This is a genomic window from Rathayibacter sp. AY1B5 (assembly GCF_002932795.1).
Taxonomy (GTDB): Bacteria; Actinomycetota; Actinomycetes; order Actinomycetales; family Microbacteriaceae; genus Rathayibacter.
The window spans coordinates 198,243-215,624 of the sequence record NZ_PSWM01000001.1 but is presented as its reverse complement, the minus strand read 5'-3'; the positions used below and the strand labels follow the sequence as shown (position 1 = coordinate 215,624).

The following is a 17,382-nucleotide window of genomic DNA, read 5'->3' as shown; positions in this document are numbered from 1 at the left end:
CGGTCGCGGCTACTCTCGGGGCGTGATCACGACGACGGAGCGGGTGGACGACTGGATCGGGGGCTGGTGCCGTGCACGCGGCGTGCAGCGCGTCCGCGAGGACGGGGCCTGGCTGGTCGACGTCGGAGCGGAGTCCCGCACGCGGGAGCGGATCCTGGTCGATCCGTCGCCCTCCGCGCTGCAGCAGGGCGCCGAGCGGACAGCGGGCCCCGCGGAGTGGCTGACGATCGTGGGAGTGGGCGACGACGCCCGCCTCGCGCCCGCCGCCGGGCTGGAGCTCGTCGCGGGCGACGAGAGCCTGATGGCGGCGCTCCTCGGCCCGGGTCGCACCGTCGAGGGAGCCGTGCTCGAGGCCGCCGACGAAGTGGCGACCGTCCGGCTGCTGGTCGAGGGAGTCGTCGCCGCCCGCGGCAGCGCCGCCGTGAACGGGACGGTGGCGGTGCTGGACCGGATCGAGACCGATGCGCGGTTCCGCCGGCGCGGGCTCGGGCGGCAGGTCGTCGATTCCCTCACCGCCTGGGCCCGCGTCGAGGGCGCCCGGAGCGGTCTCCTCGTCGCGAGCACGGACGGCCGCTCCCTCTACCTCGCCCTCGGGTGGGAGGTGGTCGCGCCGGTGCGCATCTGGCGCGGAGCCGCACTCTGAGGCCCACGACCGGGCGGCTCGGTCGCCGGATTCAGCTCCTCCGCCGATCGTCCCTCCGGGAATGCACGTCCACGTGATTCCGGACCGGATCCGGTGCCTCTCCGGAGAGAGAGAGGCACCGGACTCCCGCCCTCCTCGGAAAGGCGGCGGAGAACGACGGGACGATCGTGATCCGGTCACTGGACCGGCTGTGGCCACCCGGCGCACCCTCCCCGGAAGAGGGACATGCTTCATCGACCACACGGCGTGATCCGATAAGCGGAACATCCGCTTCTCGGACTCGTGTCACGGCATTCGGGACATCAGCCGAGGGCGCCCTTCTCGGCGGAATAGAGTTGCTTCACCTGCTCCGCGGTCAGCGCCCGGTCCCACACCCGCAGTCGAGCGAGGGAGCCGGCGAAGCGGTTGATCATCGTGCCGTCCCGGCCGACCGCTCCGACCACGAAGTCGCCCGGAGCCGCGTTGAGGCCGTCGGGATAGACGTAGGGGTTCTTCGCGTAGGTCGCGCCGAGCTTGTCGGTGTAGACCGGGTACGCGGTGGCGGCGCCGTCGAGGTACGAGACCGCGACTGCGCCGTCGTACGTCCCGACGTGCAGCTGCCACGTCCCGCGCGTGATCCGGCGGGGCTCCACCGAGTAGTCGCGCGAGTACGGGTAGCCGGGCGTCGGCCCGCCGAGCTTCGAGACGTGCATGCACACGCGCTCCCAGCCGCCGTACTCGGGGAGGTTGTTGAACAGCGCGTAGGAGCGCAGCGGCCCGACCGTCGACTCCTCCCAGACGCCCGCGATGCAGGCGCCGTCCGCGGCGGAGTTGAGCACCCACACCGCGATCGTCACCTGGCCGGTCGAGGCGCCCAGGTTGAGCGGGCCGACCTCGCCCTTGGGGACGACCAGGTGGTCCGTCGTCCCGTTGAGGGCGACTCCGGTGCCGAACGGCGTGGCGACGGCGCGGGCGGAGGAGCCCGCACCCTGCCGGAGCGCCGGAGCGCCCGCGACGGCCGAGGCGAAGGGGGCGGCGCTCTCGGCGAAGGACCACTCCGCGATCGGCGTGGGCACGGTGACCGTGGGGACCGGAGCGGCGTCGCCGACCACGAACGCGTCGAGGATCAGGTTGGTGCCGCTCGAGGAGGGATTGCGGCCGCTTCCGCGGCGGATGGTCACCGTGTGCGGCCCGGCCGCGAGCTGACCGCTGCTCCAGACCGTCTGCTTGGACCGCGTCGCGGCGCTGTAACGGTCGACGGACGCGACCGTGACTCCGTCGAGCTCGACGTCGTTGATGCCGGACGAGCCGGTGAGGCGGCTGATCCAGCTCACGCTGGTGCCCGTGAAGGCGAGGGTGGCGGAGGCGCCCGCGGTGGTCGAGTAGGCGATGCTGCCGCCGCTGTCCGTGCTCGCCTTCAGCGTCGACCACGTGCCGGTCGTGACGATCGGGGCGGCGCCGTTCTCGTAGGTGCCCGCTCCGGGCAGGGTCGTCGCCGGCGGAGGCGTCGCGTCGCCGACCACGAAGGAGTCGAGCAGCAGGTTGCTGCCGGTCGAGGCCGGATTGCGGCTGCTCCCCCGGCGGATCGTCAGCGTGTGCGGCCCGGCCGCGAGCTGTCCGCTGCTCCACACCGTCTGCTTCGAGCGGGTGGACGCGCTGTAGCGGTCGACGGAGGCGACCTTCACGCCGTCGAGCTCGACGTCGTTGATCCCGGAGGACGACGTGAGTCGGCTGATCCAGGCGATGCTCGTGCCGGTGAAGGCGAGCGTCGCGGAGGCGTCGGAGCTGGTCGAGTAGGCGATGCTCCCGCCGCTGTCCGCGGTGGCCTTCAGCGTCGTCCAGGTGCCGGTGGTGACGATCTGCGCGGCGCCGTTCTCGTAGGTGCCCGCGCCGGGAAGCGTGGACACGGGTGGCGTCTCGGGCTCGGGCTCCGTCTGCGGCACGGGGCCCTCGGCGATCCAGCGCTGGAAGGTGTCGATCATCTCCTTGTTGGTGAAGCTCGGGACCTTGTGCCCGTCGGTGCCCTCCCCCGGGTGGGTGCGGACCGTCGCCTCCTTCGCCAGGGGCAGGGCCGCGGCATGGAGGGCGGCGCCGTGCAGGGCGAACGGCACGACCTTGTCATCGGGCGATCCGGTGATCCTCAGCCGCGCACCGCGCCACACCGACGCGGGCAGCCGCGCCGGGTTGGTGGCGGCGATGGCCGCGGCGTCGGCGTACTCGGGGCCGATCCGGTCCGGTTCGCTCGCCGCCCGCTCCTCCATGTCGTAGGAGCTGTTGCAGAGGTACGCGCCCCGGATGTTCGGCACCATCCGCTTCCCGTAGGCCCAGGCCAGGAGCGGTCCGCCCCCGGAGTCGGAGCGCAGGAGGCTCGCGTCGATCCGCCACACCGACGCAGCCCAGGCGGCGACCGCGGCCTGGAGCTCGATCGCCCGAGGGCTCGACCAGATGCTGCCGCCGTAGGTCGGGCAGATGCTGACGATGCCGCGGTCCACGGCGAGGTCGGCGGAGTAGGCGAAGGCGCTCGAGAGCGCCGTGTGGGTGCCGTTGCGGGCGTGGTAGTACCAGAGCATCGATGCGCCCCTGGTCTGCGACGGAGGTGTCGCGTGCGGCACGAACAGGCGCGCCCGGTCCCCCGCGACGACGACGTCGATGATCTCGTAGCGCTTCCCGCCCGTCTTCGACGTGGCGGTGGACAGGCGCGAGACCTCGCCGGGCAGCCGGGGCACCGCGGTGAGGTCGCCGGCCGCGAGGGCCGGCGTCGCGAAGGCGATCGCGCCCGCGCCCGCGACGGATCCGGCGAGGATCGTGCGGCGGGAGAGAGCGGAGAGGGCCTTCGCGCCCGATCGGGAGCCGGTGCGGGAGGAGTCGGCGGAGTCGCCGACGGCAGTGTCCTGAGGAGTCACGGAAGAGAACGCCTTTCCGATCGTCACCGTTCCGGGTACACCGATCGAAAGAGGAGGAGAAGGCGTTCAGTGAACGAGCGGCAGTGCTCGCGCTGCTGATGCGGATCGCCTTCTCCTCGAGAAGGAAAGGGAAGCCGGACCAGGCTAACAGGGGGATCGAGAAGCGGTTCAGTATTTATACCCACCGCTTCATCCATCGAAAAGAGAATGCGCGAGGAGTCGATTGTCCGGTCGCTTATCGTCCCTTCTCCGGTGACACGACTCCTGCCGGACACCGCTGTCTGGCAGGATGCCCCCGTGTCGCAGACGGGTCGGCCGCAGCGGGGCGGCGCCCTCCCCGTGCTCCTCGTGTTCCTCCGCCTCGGGCTGACGTCGTTCGGCGGGCCGATCGCGCACCTCGGCTACTTCCGTGAGGAGTTCGTGGTGCGCCGCGGCTGGCTGACCGATCGCGCGTACGCCGACCTCGTGGCGCTGTGCCAGTTCCTCCCCGGACCCGCGTCCAGCCAGGTCGGGATGGCGGTCGGCCTGCAGCGCGCGGGACTCGCAGGACTCGTCGCCGCGTGGTGCGGATTCACGCTCCCCTCGGCGATCGCCCTGGTCCTCGTCGCCGGTGTCGTCGTCGGCGCGGGCGACGTCGCCGCCGCCGGCCGGCTCCTGGGCCTCCAGGCAGCGGCGGCCGCGGTCGTCGCGCAGGCCGTGCTCGGGATGGCGCGCACACTCGCACCGGACCGCCGCCGCGCGACGATCGCCGGCGCGGCGGCCGTCGCCGTGCTCCTCGCCCCGGAGCCCTCGCTGCAGGTGGCGGTGATCGCGGCGGCGGGCCTGGCCGGCGTCCTGTGGCTGCGCCGCGAGGAGGCGGCTCCGGACGACGGCCCGGGCTTCGCGGTCCGGATCCCGACGGCGCTCGCGGTCTCGGCTCTCGCCCTCTGGGGACTCCTCCTGGCCGGCCTCCCCCTGGCCGCCGCGCTCACCGGCGAGGGAGCGGCAGGTCTCGCCTCCGTCTTCTACCGCGCGGGCGCTCTGGTGTTCGGGGGCGGGCACGTCGTGCTCCCTCTGCTGGAGGCGCAGACGGTCGGCGCCGGCGCGGTCGGGCAGAGCGAGTTCCTGGCCGGCTACGGAGCGGCGCAGGCGGTCCCCGGCCCGCTCTTCACCTTCTCCGCGTTCCTCGGCGCGGTGGGCGCGGGGACGCCGGACGGCGTCGCGGGGGCGTCGATCGCGCTGGTCGCGATCTTCCTGCCGGGCGCGCTGCTCGTGATCGGCGTGCTCCCGTTCTGGCAGCGGCTGCGGCACCTGCCGGTCGCGCAGCGGGCGCTGGCCGGCGTGAACGCCGGCGTGGTGGGACTGCTCGGCGCGGCCCTCTACGACCCGGTGCTGACCGAGGGCATCGGCTCGACCGGTGCTCTGGCGCTCGCGATCGGCGCCTTCGTGGCGCTGACGCGCTGGACCGTGCCCCCGTGGATCGTCGTCCTCGCCGCCGCGGGCCTCGGCGCCCTCCTCCTCTGACTCCCTCGGGGGCGATGATCGGGTCCGGCCCTGGCAGGCTGGAGGCATGAGGGCACGGGGGACGACAGCGGCACTGGTGACGACGGCAGCGGCGGGGCTCCTGCTGCTGGGCGGGTGCACCGCCGGCGGCGGGGCCGACACGGGCGCCACGGCGTCCGCACCCGCCTCGCGGACGCCGAGACCCGCCATCACCGACCTGATCACTCCGAGCCCGACCTCCTCCGCTCCGGCGACCGCCGAGCCGGTCGGCACCGTGGTCGACGCGGGGCCGGTCGGCGAAGGAGTCCCCGCTACCGTCTCGGGCACGGGGCCGGCCGACGTGTCGTTCCAGCGGCAGGGCGAGTTCGCGGTCGTCCTGAGCCTGGACTGCTCGGCCTGCACCGGCACGGCGATCGTCACCGCCGCGGGCCGGATGTCGCCCTTCGGCGAGGCCGCCGCCCCGATGACCGGCTCGTTCCTGACCGGCGTCTTCCGCGACGACCCCGTCGATCAGCAGGTGATCGTCCGGGCGGAGGGGCCGTGGACGCTCGGCCTCCAGAGCTGGAACGACCTCGCGACGGTGAGCGGGGCGCAGTCCGGCACCGGCCCGGCCGTCCTCTTCTTCTCGGACGACGTCCCGCGCGTGACGGTCGAGTACACCCCGGCCGGACCCGACGACTCGTTCTCGGGCCGGGTGTTCACCACCTCCGACCAGCCGCAGCTGTTCGGCGACACCGGTGCCTTCTCCGAGGTGTTCGACGCCGATCTCCCCGGCGTGATGGCCGTCCAGACCGAGGGCACCTGGACCGTCACACCGACGCCCTGACCCGGGGTCGCGACGCACCGACCGCGGAGTCAGGGGACGGGCGCCCCGTCTGCCCAGACCCGCCGCACGCGGAGTGACGCGTCGAGCAGGACGACGTCGGCGCGGTACCCGGGAGCCAGCAGGCCGAGGTCGCCACGGCCGAGCACCCGGGCGGGAACGGCGGTGAGGGCGGCGACGGACGCCTCCAGCCCGAGCCGGCCGGGCCCGACGGCGTGCCGCAGCGCTTCGTCCTGCGTGAGCGTGGATCCGGCGAGGACGGCGGTGCCCGCGAGCCGGGCGACTCCGCCGAGCACCTCGACGTCGAGCGGGCCGAGGCGGTGCGCACCGTCGCCCGCCCCTGCCGCCGCCATCGCGTCGGTGACGAGTGCGATCCGCCCGGGAGCCGCCGCGAACGCGAGCCGCGCCACCTCGACGTCCACGTGCCTGCCGTCGAGGATCAGCTCGAGCGCGACCCGCTCGTCGCCGAGGGCCACCGGGATCGGGCCCGGGGAGCGGTGGCCGATCCCGGGCATGGCGTTGAACGCGTGCGTGACCAGCCGGGCTCCGCGGTCGAACGCGGCCCGCGTCTGGTCGGCGTCCGCCTCGGTGTGGCCCACCGCGACCACCGTGCCGGCGCCGGCGAGCCGCTCCACTGCTGCGAGGGCTCCCGGCAGCTCGGGCGCGAGCGTGATCTGCGCGAGCCGTCCGCGGGCGGCGTCCAGCAGCCGGTCGACCGCGCCGGAGGAGGGGTGCGCGTGAGCCGCGGGGTCGTGCGCACCGCTGCGCGAGGGCGCGAGGAACGGGCCCTCGAGGTGCGCGCCGAGCACGAGCGGGTCGACGGCCGCGAGGGCCGAGACGGCGTCCAGCGAGGCCTCCAGCTGCTCCAGCGGCGCCGAGACCAGGCTGACCAGCGAGCGCGTGGTGCCGCGGCAGTGGTGCAGCGCGAGGCCTGCGCGGATCGCCTCCACTCCCCCGTCGAAGCCGTGACCGCCGCCGCCGTGCACGTGGAGGTCGATGAAGCCCGGGACAGCGGTGAGGCCCCGCGCGTCGTGCAGCTCCGCCCCCTCCGCGGACCGGCGCCAACCGGAGCCGGTGCCGGTCGCCGTGATCGCGCCGTCCCGCGCGAGGAGCCAGTGGTCCTCCACCGACCCGGCCGCGTCGACCTTCCGTGCGCTGTGGATGATCAGCGCGGCGTGCGCCATGCGGTCGTCTCCTGGGGTGTCTGTTCCGGATCGGCGGGGAGTCCGCTCCCACCCGACGATGGCACAGCCCCCGACGGTCGAGCCTCTCCGACACCGATCACCGCGCCACCCGAGCGCATTCCGCGCCTCCGCGTCACGAACAGGGACCTCGCGCGTCTCCTCTGCATGCCTACCCTGAACACCCGAACCCCCGCCCCCCGCCCCGCCGCGTCCCGCCGGCCGCTCGACGTCTTCGCCATCGCGGCGGCCGCCCTCGTCAACGAGCGCTACCTCGATCGGCGCTTCACCGTCCCCCGCCTCGCCGCCGAGCTGCGGATGCCCGCCCTGCTGCTGCGGCTGCGGTTCCGCCGCTGCTACGGGCTCGGCCTCGACGAGCACCTCGCCCTCCGCCGACTCGAGCTGGCCGCCGTCCTGATGGCGAGCACCCCCGTGGGGCTCGGCGGCCTCGACCGCATCGCCCGGTGCTCCGGCTACCGCGGCACCGCGGAGCTGGACCGCGATCACCGGAGGCACCGCCGGTCCTCCGCGCTGGGCGCCTGGTTCCGGGCCGCCCCGCGTCCCGAGCGCGACCCCCGTCCGGGCACCCGGCCCGAGGAGGAGCTGCTCGCCGCAGCGCCGGGCGCCACGACGCCGGCCCGCCTCAGCAGCGTCCGCTCGGCACCGGTCACCCCCCTGAGGCGCCGCGCCTGAGCCCTGCCGCGGAGCGGTACAGTGCCACGATGCGCACCTCCGGAACCCGCCGATGACGGCCGTCCGCTACGTCGCGATCGGCGATTCCTTCACCGAGGGGGTCGGCGACGAGCGGCCGGACGGCACCCCGCGAGGCTGGGCCGACCTCACGGCCGCGGGATGGGCGGCGGCCACGGGTGAGCGGGTCGAGTACGCCAATACCGCGATCCGGGGCCGGCTCATCGCGCCGATCCTCGCCGAGCAGCTCGAGCCCGCGCTCGCCCTGGGCCCGACCCACCTCTCCTTCAACGGAGGCGGCAACGACATGCTGCGCCCGCGGGCCGACATCGAGCGGATCGCCGACGCCTACCTCCGCGTCCTCGAGCGCTGCGACGAGCAGGGCGTCGTGCTGATCGCCCTGGCCGGCGCGGACCCGTCCCCCCGGCTCCCGCTCGGGTCGCTCATCCGCCGCCGCGGGGACGCGCTGACCGACGCCGTCCTGCGTCGGACGAGCCACCGGACCGACGTGGTGGTGGCCGACAACTGGCACGACCCGGCCTTCGCCGATCCCGCGCTGTGGTCGGAGGACCGCCTGCACCTCGGCCCGCGGGGGCACCGGCGGGTGGCCGACCGGGTCCTCCGGGCGCTCGGGCTCACGCCGCCCGCCGCGCTGCCGGACGCCCCCGAGACCGCACTCCGGCACGGCGGAACGGTCCAGTACTACCGGCAGCACGTCGCGCCATGGGTGCAGCGCAGGCTCACGGGCACGTCCTCCGGGGACGGTCGCGCTGCGAAGTACGCGGGCTTCGTGCCGATCGACCCGGCCTGACGCCTCCTCCGAGGAGCACGGCCCACGTCCGTCGGGCCGGGATCTCCTCCTGAGGCGCTCAGCGGCGATCTCTCGCGGCGGCTCGGCGGCGTCGAGCGCTCAGTGCCAGCCGTACCGCGCCGAGAGCACCCGGGCGACGGCGTCGTACCGGGGACGATCCAGGGCGGCGCCCTCCCGGCGCATCCCTGCGGGATGCACGCGGAACACGCGCTCCGGGTCGACCCAGCTGGGACGTCCGTCCGGGTCCCAGCCGCCGGTGCCGACGGCCAGGTAGTCGGAGTGCTCCTTCGAGCTCAGCCGCACGGCGAGCACCGTCCCCGACTTCTCGACCGCGAGCACGAGCACCGGGCGGTCCTTGCCGCGGCCGTCGTCCTCCTCGTAGGGCACCCAGGTCCAGACGACCTCGCCCGGGTCCGGGTCGCCGTCGGGCGTGGGCGCGTAGCCCAGGCGGACGCCGCGGAGCCGCGACGGGTCGACCTCGACGGTGCGGCCCACTCCGCTCGCGCCCGGCGTCGGCGCCGTCGTGCTCAGGTACGGGCGCTGCGGGCGGGGCCCGGCGTCCGGCCGCGGGGCGACCGCGCGGCCGAGGAGTCGGAGGAGCAGGGACACGACCGAGCGCGAGGAGGGCACCCCGGAACCCTAGCCCGGATCAGGTCCCCGCCGCCCCGAGTGCCCGTGCCTCGCGGACGCGCCGACGGGGTGCCGGCTCCGGAGAGTCGGCACCCCGTCGGATGCTGCGAGGAGCGCGAGGTCAGTCCGCCAGGACGTAGCCCGCCTCGCCGTGGATGGCCGTGTCGATGCCGGCGATCTCGTCCTCGTTCTTCACGCGGAAGCCCATGGTCTTCTGGATGATCCAGCCGATGAGGAGCGTCATGACGAAGGAGTAGGCGAGGACGGTGAAGGCCGCGAGGGCCTGCTTGCCGAGCTGGCTCGCGTCGCCGGTGAGGAACAGGCCCACGCCGGTGCCGAAGAAGCCGATGTAGAGCGTTCCGATGAGGCCGCCGACGAGGTGCACGCCGACCACGTCGAGCGAGTCGTCGTAGCCGAGGCGGTACTTGAGGTCGATCGCCAGGGCGCAGACGGCACCGGTGATGACACCCAGGACGATCGCCCAGAACGGCGACAGGCTGGCGCAGGCCGGGGTGATCGCGACGAGGCCCGCGACCGCGCCCGAGGCGGCGCCGATGGAGGTGGGCTTGCCGTCCTTGATCTTCTCGACGACGAGCCAGCCGAGGATCGCGGCGGCCGGAGCGGCGATGGTGTTGAGGAAGGCGACGGCCGCGATGCCGTCGGCGGCGAGCTCGGAGCCGGCGTTGAAGCCGAACCAGCCGAACCAGAGCAGTCCGGCGCCCAGGAGCACGAACGGCGGGTTGTGCGGCTGGTGCGCGCCCTTCGTGAAGTTGACGCGCTTGCCGAGCACCAGGGCGAGGGCGAGGGCCGCCGCACCGGCGTTGATGTGCACCGCGGTGCCTCCGGCGAAGTCGATCGCTCCGACGTTGTAGGCGATCCAGCCGCCGTCGACGACGGTGGCGTCGTCGCCGAGGGTGAAGTTGAAGACCCACGAGGCGACCGGGAAGTAGACGACGGTGGCCCAGACGCCGGCGAAGACCATCCAGGCGCCGAACTTCGCGCGGTCCGCGATGGCGCCGGAGATGAGCGCGACGGTGATGATCGCGAACGTCGCCTGGAACGCGGCGAAGGCCAGCGTCGGGTAGGCCGACGTCTGCTCGCCGAGCGCGTCGTTGTAGATGCCCTGCAGGCCGATCTGAGCGGTGTCGATGCCGAGGACGCCGTCGATGCCGACGAAGGTGTCGGTGCCGGCGGGGCCGGACGGGCCGTTGCCGAACGCGATCGCGTAGCCGTACAGGACCCAGAGGACCCCGATGAGGCCCATGGCTCCGAAGCTGAGCATCATCATGCTGATGACGCTCTTCGCACGCACCAGGCCGCCGTAGAAGAAGGCGAGCCCGGGGGTCATGAGCAGGACCAGCGCGGCTGCGATGAGCAGGAACGCGGTATTGCCTTGATCCATTGTTGAACCTCTCGTGAGTGTGCAGAGAAAAGCCCGGAGCGAGGACGCTGCGTCGGAGCACGGCCTGGAGACACGCGGGTGTCGGGTCACCTCGGGTAGCCGACAGTCTGGTGGCGCGAGGTTTCGTTCCGTGAGGCACCGCGTTTCGGGGAGGTTACGGCCGAGGCCCCTGTGTAAAAAGCGCGTTACGGCACGCTGGCGAACGGCACGACGACGACCCCGGGAACGCCGGGAGGAGAGCGGATCGGCTCCTCGGAGGATCGGCTCCTCGGAGGATCGGCTCCTAGGAGCGGGGCGCCATCGACGTGAGCGCGATCAGCCGCGACATCGAGCGCAGGTACTTCTTGCGGTAGCCGCCGCTCAGCATGTCGCCACCGAAGACCTCGTCCAGGGGCGTCCCGGAGGCGAGGACCGGGATCTGCGCGTCGTAGACCCGGTCGATGAAGGCCACGAGGCGCAGGGCGTCGGTCTGGTCGGTCAGAGCGGTGACGCCCCGGAGCACGATGGTGTCGACGCCGTCGATCACCTTGATGTACCGGGAGGGGTGCACGGTGCCCAGGTGGTGCACGGCGTCCGCGAACGGGTCGTCGGTGACGACGGAGCCGGCGGGGGCGGCCGCGACGAGGGCGTCGATCTCCTCGTCGCTGCGCACCACGGCGTGGCCCTCGATGTCGCGGCGCCGGTAGTCGGTGCCGTCGATCCGCATCGTCTCGAAGTGGGCGGCCATCGACTGGATCTCGCGGAGGAAGTCCGCTGCGGCGAAGCGCCCCTCGCCCAGCGCGTTGGGCGGGGTGTTCGAGGTCGCGGCGATGCGGGTCCCGGAGGCGACGAGCTCGCCGAGGAGCCTGGTCATCAGCATCGTGTCGCCCGGGTCGTCCAGCTCGAACTCGTCGATGCACAGCAGCGCCGAGCCCTTGAGGAGCGAGACGGTCGCCGCGTAGCCGAGGGCGCCGACGAGCGCGGTGTACTCGATGAACGTCCCGAAGTAGGTGCGGCCCGGCACCGCGTGCCAGATCGCCGCGAGCAGGTGGGTCTTGCCGACGCCGAAGCCGCCGTCGAGGTACACGCCCGGCTTGACCGCCGGGGCCTTCTTCCGGCCGAAGCCCAGGAAGCCGCCTCCGCCGCCCTTCGACCCGCCGCCGGCGGCGAACGCGCGGAGAGCCTCCACCGCGTCGGCCTGCGAGGGGTACTCCGGGTCGGGACGGTAGCTCTCGAAGGTGGCGCCCTCGAACTGGCGCGGGGGCACCAGCGTCGACGCGATCTCGTGCCCGCTGATCTGGGGCGAGCGGGCGGTCAGGCTGCTCGTCGATCGGACGTCGTCGGGGCTCACTCGCGTCTCGCATCCTGCACACGGCGGGGGCCTGTGCGCTCAGTGGCGGCGGCCGCACCGGGAACGGACCCGCCGCGGTTCTGTGTCGAACTCTTACGGCGCCCTCCGTGCGGCGTCGTCCGCGGACGCGTACTGTCGCTGAAGGGCGGGCTCCAGCGTAGCCCGCCGTGGAATCACGCCCGCGCTCCGCGCACCATCCTGGAGGTCCTCCTTGTCCGTCGAAACCGATCCGTCGCCGAAGTTCGCCTCCTACGCGCACCCCGAACGGCTCGTCAGCGCCGACTGGCTCGAGCAGCGCCTCGGCACTCCCGGTCTCGTCGTCGTAGAGTCCGACGAGGACGTCCTGCTCTACGAGACCGGCCACATCCCCGGCTCCGTCAAGATCGACTGGCACACCGACCTCAACGATCCGGTGCAGCGCGACTACATCGACGGCGCCGCGTTCGCCGCGCTGGTCGGCGGCAAGGGCATCGCCCGCGACACCACCGTCGTGATCTACGGAGACAAGAACAACTGGTGGGCCGCCTACGCGCTCTGGGTCTTCACCCTCTTCGGCCACGAGGACGTCCGTCTGCTCGACGGCGGCCGCGACAAGTGGCTCGCCGAGGGCCGCCCGACGACCACCGACGCCTCCTCCCCGGAGCCCGCCGAGTACCCGGTCGTCGAGCGCAGCGACGCCGAGATCCGCGCCTTCAAGGACGACGTCCTCGCGCACTTCGGCAACCCGCTGATCGACGTCCGCTCCCCGGAGGAGTTCACCGGGCAGCGCACGACCGCGCCGGCCTATCCGGAGGAGGGCGCCCTGCGCGCCGGTCACATCCCGAGCGCGCAGAACGTGCCCTGGGGCAAGGCCGCCGCCGAGGACGGCACCTTCCGCCCCCTCGACGAGCTGAACGGCGTCTACCGCGAGGGCGCGGGGCTGAAGGACGGCGACTCCGTCATCGCCTACTGCCGGATCGGCGAGCGCTCCGCCCACACCTGGTTCGTGCTGACCCACCTCCTCGGCTTCGAGGGCGTCCGCAACTACGACGGCTCCTGGACCGAGTGGGGCAGCGCCGTCCGCGTCCCGATCGTGCAGGGTGCCGAGGCCGGCGAGGCCCCCGCCGCCCGCTGACCGTCACGACGAAGGCCGAGAGCGCCGACAGGCCCCGAGAGGGCCCGGATCGGGGCTCTCGGCCTTCGTCGTGAGGGCCCTCCGACCGACTCCCGATGAGACACTGGAACCGATGACCGACACCACGCTCCCCGACGCTCTGCGCGACATCCGCGAGGAGTTCCTCGCCCTCGAGAAGCCGGAGCGCCTGCAGCTCCTGCTCGAGTTCTCGAACGAGCTCCCCGACCTGCCCGAGCGCTACCGCGACCACCCGGACCTCTTCGAGCGCGTGGAGGAGTGCCAGGCGCCCGTCTTCATCGTCGTCGACGTGGAGGGCGGGATCGTGCACCTGCACGCCACGGCTCCCCGCGAGGCGCCCACGACGCGCGGCTTCGCGTCGATCCTGGCGCAGGGCCTGGCCGGGCTCACCCCCGAGCAGGTGCTCGCCGTCCCCGACGACTTCCCGCAGACCATCGGCCTCTCGGAGGCGGTCTCGCCGCTGCGCCTGCGCGGCATGACCGCGCTGCTCGGCCGCACCAAGCGGCAGGTCCGCGCGCACCTGGCCGCATGATCCTCCGGCCGCTCGTCCCCCCCGGTCCGCCGATCGTGATCGGTGAGGACGGTGCGCGAGCGGCGGTCGCGGACGCCTGGCGCCCCGACGGGGCGGTGCGCGTGCGCCTTAACATGATCGCGAGCGTCACCGGCTCCAGCACCGGCTCCGACGGCACCAGCGAGACGCTCACCAACCGCGTCGACCGCACGATCCTCGGAGTGATCCGCGAGCAGGCCGACGTCGTCCTCGTCGGAGCCGCCAGCGTCCGCGCCGAGGGCTACCGCGTGCCCCGGCGGGTCCCGCTCGCCGTCGTCTCCGCCTCGGGCGATCTCGCCGGGCACCGCCTGGAGCTGCAGGAGGGCTCCCGGGTCCTGCTGCTGGTGCCGGAGTCGCGCGGCGCGGTGGAGGGGCTCCCCGCCGGCGTCGAGGTCGTCCGGATCCCGTCCTCCTCGGAGCGGATCGGCGTCGACGAGCTCCTGGACGCTCTCGCCGGGCTCGGCCTGCGTCGCGTCGTCTGCGAGGGCGGCGCCTCGCTCTCGGGCCAGTTCCTCGCCTCGGGCCGAGTGGACGAGCTGTGCCTCACCACCTCCCCGCGGGTCGTCCTCCCGGGCCTCCCGGTCGCGACGGGCACCGCTGTCGTCGACGACGCCTACGCCCTCACGCTGCTGGCCGCCGACGATTCCGGGGCCGTGTACACCCGGTGGAGCCGCACGCGCTGAGAGCCGCCCACCCGGCGTGCCTCCGCGTCCCGGGCGCGTCGGAACCCTAGTCTGCGATCGTGCCCGAATTCCCAGCGTCGTCCCAGCTCCCCGAGGAGTTCCGGGTCGCGACGGAGTCGATCCGCGCCGCTGCCACGCGCGACGAGCTCACCGTGTCCGAGATCGCCTCGCCGTCGGGTCTCGCGCCCTGGGCCCTCGCCCTGTCGGGCGACGTCGCGCCGCACGCGCACGGACGCGACTCCGAGCTGGGCACGGGGCGCTTCATCCTGCTCTACGACCCCGAGGAGCCCGAGCAGTGGGGCGGCCCCTTCCGTGTCGTCTGCTTCGCGCAGGCTCCGCTCGAGGTCGAGATCGGCACCGATCCGTTCCTCGCCGAGGTCGCCTGGTCCTGGCTCATCGACGCCCTCGGGGCGCGGGGCGCCTCCTACTCGGCCGCGTCCGGCACGGCCACCAAGGTGCTCTCCACCGGCTTCGGCGAGCTGGCCGCTCAGGGGGACGGTGCGCAGATCGAGATCCGCGCCTCCTGGAGTCCCGATGATGCGGAGCTCGCCGCTCACGTGGAAGGGTGGGGGGAGCTGTTGTGCATGCTCGCGGGTCTCCCGCCCGTATCGAGCGACGGTGTGACCCCGCTCGCCTTCCGACGGAACAACCGTGACTGATTACCGTGTCCTCTCCACGCCCGACGAGTTCCTCGCCGCGGTCGACGCCCTCGCCGCCGGCGAGGGTCCCGTCGCCGTCGACGCCGAGCGCGCCTCCGGCTTCACCTACTCGCAGCGCGCCTACCTGATCCAGGTCTACCGGCGCGGCGCAGGCGCGTTCCTCTTCGATCCCCCCGCCATCGGCCGGATGGACGCCCTGCAGGCGGTCATCGGCCAGGAGGAGTGGATCCTCCACGCCGCCAGTCAGGATCTCGCCTGCCTGCGCGAGGTGGGCCTGAACCCGGTGCGGATCTTCGACACCGAGCTCGCCGCCCGGCTCCTCGGACTGCCCAAGGTGGGGCTCGGCGCCGTCGTCGAGGACCTCCTCGGCATCCACCTGGCCAAGGAGCACTCGGCCGCGGACTGGTCGACCCGCCCCCTCCCGCAGAGCTGGCTCGTCTACGCCGCGAAGGACGTGGAGCTCCTCGTCGACCTCCGCGACCGCATGGAGGAGATGCTCATCGCCGCGCGGAAGACGCGCATCGCCCGCGAGGAGTTCGAGGCGACGCTCGCGCGCGCTCCCAAGGCGGTCCCCCCGGACCCGTGGCGCCGCCTCTCCGGCATGCACTCGCTCCGCGGCCCGCGCCCCCTCGCCGTGGCGCGCGAGCTCTGGCTGGCCCGCGACGCGTTCGCCCGCGAGCGCGACATCGCACCCGGCCGGCTCATCCCCGACTCCTCGATCATCGCGGTCGCCCGCAACATCCCGACCAGCATCGGCCAGCTCTCGGGCCGCCGCGACTTCACCGGCCGCGCCAGCCGCGGCGAGGTCGAGCGCTGGTGGGCCGCGATCGAGCGCGGGACGACGACCGAGGACCTGCCGAGCCCGACCCGCCCGGCCGCCGACACGCTCCCTCCGCCACGCGCGTGGGGCGATCGCAACCCGGCCGCCGACGCTCGCCTGAAGGCGGGACGCGCCGTGGTCACCGAGATCGCCGAGCTGCTCTCGCTCCCGGTCGAGAACCTGCTCACGCCGGAGCTGCTGCGCCGGGTGGCCTGGAACCCACCCGAGCCGCTGACCGGTGACTCGGTCGCCGCCGAGCTCACCCGCGCCGGCGCCCGCGCCTGGCAGGTCGAGGCCACATCGGGCTCGATCGCCACCGCGTTTGTCGAAGCGGCCCAAGCGGCGGCCGAGGGCACCGAAACCCCTTCGTAGGAAGCGGCAAAGGATTCCGGCCGCGCGGTGCCGGTTCCTACGATCGACGGCGACCGTGAGTTCCTGGGAGGCATTGTGGCCGAGAGATCCGAAGTCGTGTTCGTCGACGGAGTCCGTACTCCGTTCGGGCGTGCCGGCGAGAAGGGCATGTACTGGCAGACCCGAGCCGACGACCTCGTCGTCAAGGCGATGATCGGTCTGCTGGAGCGCAACGGCGCGCTGCCGAAGGAGCGGGTGGACGAGGTGGCGATCGCCGCCACCACCCAGCAGGGCGACCAGGGCCTGACCCTCGGCCGCACGGCGGCGCTGCTCGCCGGGCTGCCGAAGTCGGTGCCCGGTTTCGCCGTTGACCGCATGTGCGCCGGAGCGATGACCTCGGTCACCGCGACCGCGGGCGGCATCGCGTTCGGCGCCTACGACGTTGTGCTCGCCGGCGGCGTGGAGCACATGGGCCGGCACCCGATGGGCTTCGGCGCCGATCCGAACCCGCGCTTCCTCTCCGAGCGCCTCGTCGGCGAGGACGCGCTCAACATGGGCCGCACGGCCGAGCGGATCCACGACCGGTTCCCGCACCTGACGAAGGAGCGCGCCGACCACTACGCCCTGCGGAGCCAGCAGAAGCTCGCCGCCGCGTACGCCGCCGGGGACATCCAGCCGGACCTCGTCCCCGTCGCCACGCGCAGCGCCGCGGGCTGGGGGCTCGCGACCGCCGACGAGGCGCCGCGCCCCGAGACGACCCTCGAGGGCCTCGCGGGCCTGCGCACCCCGTTCCGCCCCCACGGCCGGGTGACCGCGGGCAACTCCTCCGGTCTCAACGACGGAGCGACGGTGTCGCTCCTGGCCAGCGCCGAGGCCGCGCGGGAGCTGGGCCTGTCCGCGAAGATGCGGATGGTGAGCTTCGCGTACGCCGGCGTCGAGCCCGAGATCATGGGGCTCGGCCCGGTCCCCTCCACCGAGAAGGCCCTGCGCAAGGCGGGCCTGGGCATCGAGGACATCGGGCTCTTCGAGCTCAACGAGGCGTTCGCCGTGCAGGTGCTCTCCTTCCTCGACCACTTCGGCCTCGACGACGACGACCCGCGCGTCAACGAGTACGGCGGAGCGATCGCGATCGGGCACCCGCTCGCCTCCTCCGGGGTCCGGCTGATGATCCAGCTGGCGCGGCAGTTCGAGTCGCACCCCGAGGTGCGCTACGGAGTGACGGCCCTCTGCGTCGGCCTCGGCCAGGGCGGCACGGTGATCTGGGAGAACCCCCACTACGACGGCAAGCGCGGACGACGGAAGGGACGCTGACC

Annotated in this window: 16 protein-coding genes; 11 read left to right on the top strand and 5 right to left on the bottom strand. The window is 73.4% G+C overall.

What is annotated here, in order from left to right:
* Positions 1–22 precede the first annotated feature (22 nt).
* Positions 23–643: a GNAT family N-acetyltransferase gene (locus C5D44_RS18240; protein ID WP_219812808.1), complete on the top strand. Its 621-nt coding sequence runs from the start codon at positions 23–25 to the stop codon at positions 641–643.
* Between the two features lie 302 nt (positions 644–945).
* Here the strand turns inward: C5D44_RS18240 and C5D44_RS01020 are convergent, their stop codons facing one another.
* A complete protein-coding gene (locus tag C5D44_RS01020; RefSeq protein ID WP_146087956.1) occupies positions 946–3,525 on the bottom strand; it encodes a LamG-like jellyroll fold domain-containing protein in 2,580 nt (859 codons plus the stop codon).
* Between the two features lie 297 nt (positions 3,526–3,822).
* On the opposite strand from C5D44_RS01020, the gene chrA reads away from it, so the two are divergent.
* The gene (gene chrA, locus C5D44_RS01015; protein WP_258067232.1) at positions 3,823–5,028 is read left to right on the top strand and encodes a chromate efflux transporter; all 1,206 of its coding nucleotides are present in this window, start codon (positions 3,823–3,825) and stop codon (positions 5,026–5,028) included.
* A gap of 46 nt (positions 5,029–5,074) precedes the next feature.
* Positions 5,075–5,833: a hypothetical protein gene (locus tag C5D44_RS01010; RefSeq protein WP_146087955.1), complete on the top strand. Its 759-nt coding sequence runs from the start codon at positions 5,075–5,077 to the stop codon at positions 5,831–5,833.
* Positions 5,834–5,862: 29 nt separating this feature from the next.
* Here the strand turns inward: C5D44_RS01010 and C5D44_RS01005 are convergent, their stop codons facing one another.
* Positions 5,863–7,014, bottom strand: coding sequence for an N-acetylglucosamine-6-phosphate deacetylase (locus C5D44_RS01005; RefSeq protein WP_104280580.1), 1,152 nt, complete (start codon positions 7,012–7,014; stop codon positions 5,863–5,865).
* Positions 7,015–7,179: 165 nt separating this feature from the next.
* Between C5D44_RS01005 and C5D44_RS01000 the strand changes: the two genes are divergently transcribed.
* Together C5D44_RS01000 and C5D44_RS00995 are read left to right on the top strand one after the other, a co-directional pair.
* Positions 7,180–7,704, top strand: coding sequence for a hypothetical protein (locus C5D44_RS01000; protein ID WP_104280579.1), 525 nt, complete (start codon positions 7,180–7,182; stop codon positions 7,702–7,704).
* A 52-nt stretch (positions 7,705–7,756) separates the two neighbouring features.
* Complete coding sequence (locus tag C5D44_RS00995; protein ID WP_104280578.1) at positions 7,757–8,512, top strand: SGNH/GDSL hydrolase family protein; 756 nt, start codon at positions 7,757–7,759, stop codon at positions 8,510–8,512.
* Positions 8,513–8,611: 99 nt separating this feature from the next.
* Here C5D44_RS00995 and C5D44_RS00990 read toward each other — a convergent pair whose 3' ends face one another.
* The 3 genes from C5D44_RS00990 to zapE all read right to left on the bottom strand — a co-directional run bounded on the left by C5D44_RS00990 (position 8,612) and on the right by zapE (position 11,874).
* Positions 8,612–9,142 carry a type II toxin-antitoxin system PemK/MazF family toxin gene (locus tag C5D44_RS00990; protein WP_219815138.1) on the bottom strand — a complete coding sequence of 177 codons (531 nt, stop codon included), beginning with the start codon at positions 9,140–9,142 and terminating at the stop codon, positions 8,612–8,614.
* Positions 9,143–9,263: 121 nt separating this feature from the next.
* Positions 9,264–10,544: an ammonium transporter gene (locus C5D44_RS00985; RefSeq protein WP_104275668.1), complete on the bottom strand. Its 1,281-nt coding sequence runs from the start codon at positions 10,542–10,544 to the stop codon at positions 9,264–9,266.
* 283 nt (positions 10,545–10,827) lie between these two features.
* Positions 10,828–11,874: a cell division protein ZapE gene (gene zapE, locus C5D44_RS00980; protein ID WP_104280577.1), complete on the bottom strand. Its 1,047-nt coding sequence runs from the start codon at positions 11,872–11,874 to the stop codon at positions 10,828–10,830.
* A 211-nt stretch (positions 11,875–12,085) separates the two neighbouring features.
* On the opposite strand from zapE, the gene C5D44_RS00975 reads away from it, so the two are divergent.
* The 6 genes from C5D44_RS00975 (at position 12,086) to C5D44_RS00950 (ending at position 17,380) form a co-directional block, all read left to right on the top strand.
* Positions 12,086–12,988 carry a sulfurtransferase gene (locus C5D44_RS00975; protein WP_104275670.1) on the top strand — a complete coding sequence of 301 codons (903 nt, stop codon included), beginning with the start codon at positions 12,086–12,088 and terminating at the stop codon, positions 12,986–12,988.
* Positions 12,989–13,100: 112 nt separating this feature from the next.
* Positions 13,101–13,538 (top strand): SufE family protein, encoded by a 438-nt coding sequence (locus tag C5D44_RS00970; protein ID WP_104222086.1) that lies wholly within the window; start codon positions 13,101–13,103, stop codon positions 13,536–13,538.
* A complete protein-coding gene (locus C5D44_RS00965; RefSeq protein ID WP_104275671.1) occupies positions 13,535–14,239 on the top strand; it encodes a dihydrofolate reductase family protein in 705 nt (234 codons plus the stop codon). The genes C5D44_RS00970 and C5D44_RS00965 overlap by 4 nt, the downstream gene beginning before the upstream one ends.
* A gap of 59 nt (positions 14,240–14,298) precedes the next feature.
* Entirely contained in the window at positions 14,299–14,898 is a 600-nt protein-coding gene (locus C5D44_RS00960) for a DUF3000 domain-containing protein (protein ID WP_104280576.1), read from the top strand.
* Positions 14,891–16,090, top strand: coding sequence for a ribonuclease D (locus C5D44_RS00955; protein ID WP_104280575.1), 1,200 nt, complete (start codon positions 14,891–14,893; stop codon positions 16,088–16,090). Before C5D44_RS00960 ends, C5D44_RS00955 begins: the two co-directional genes overlap by 8 nt.
* 75 nt (positions 16,091–16,165) lie before the next feature.
* Positions 16,166–17,380, top strand: coding sequence for a thiolase family protein (locus tag C5D44_RS00950; RefSeq protein ID WP_104275674.1), 1,215 nt, complete (start codon positions 16,166–16,168; stop codon positions 17,378–17,380).
* Positions 17,381–17,382 lie beyond the last annotated feature (2 nt).

What these genes read in the sequence shown, in the direction of transcription:
- C5D44_RS01010 (WP_146087955.1), top strand. Translation starts at nt 5,075, where the DNA reads ATGAGGGCACGGGGGACGACAGCGGCACTGGTGACGACGGCAGCGGCG.
- C5D44_RS01005 (WP_104280580.1), bottom strand. Translation starts at nt 7,014, where the DNA reads ATGGCGCACGCCGCGCTGATCATCCACAGCGCACGGAAGGTCGACGCG.
- C5D44_RS01000 (WP_104280579.1), top strand. Translation starts at nt 7,180, where the DNA reads ATGCCTACCCTGAACACCCGAACCCCCGCCCCCCGCCCCGCCGCGTCC.
- C5D44_RS00995 (WP_104280578.1), top strand. Translation starts at nt 7,757, where the DNA reads ATGACGGCCGTCCGCTACGTCGCGATCGGCGATTCCTTCACCGAGGGG.
- C5D44_RS00985 (WP_104275668.1), bottom strand. Translation starts at nt 10,544, where the DNA reads ATGGATCAAGGCAATACCGCGTTCCTGCTCATCGCAGCCGCGCTGGTC.
- C5D44_RS00970 (WP_104222086.1), top strand. Translation starts at nt 13,101, where the DNA reads ATGACCGACACCACGCTCCCCGACGCTCTGCGCGACATCCGCGAGGAG.
- C5D44_RS00965 (WP_104275671.1), top strand. Translation starts at nt 13,535, where the DNA reads ATGATCCTCCGGCCGCTCGTCCCCCCCGGTCCGCCGATCGTGATCGGT.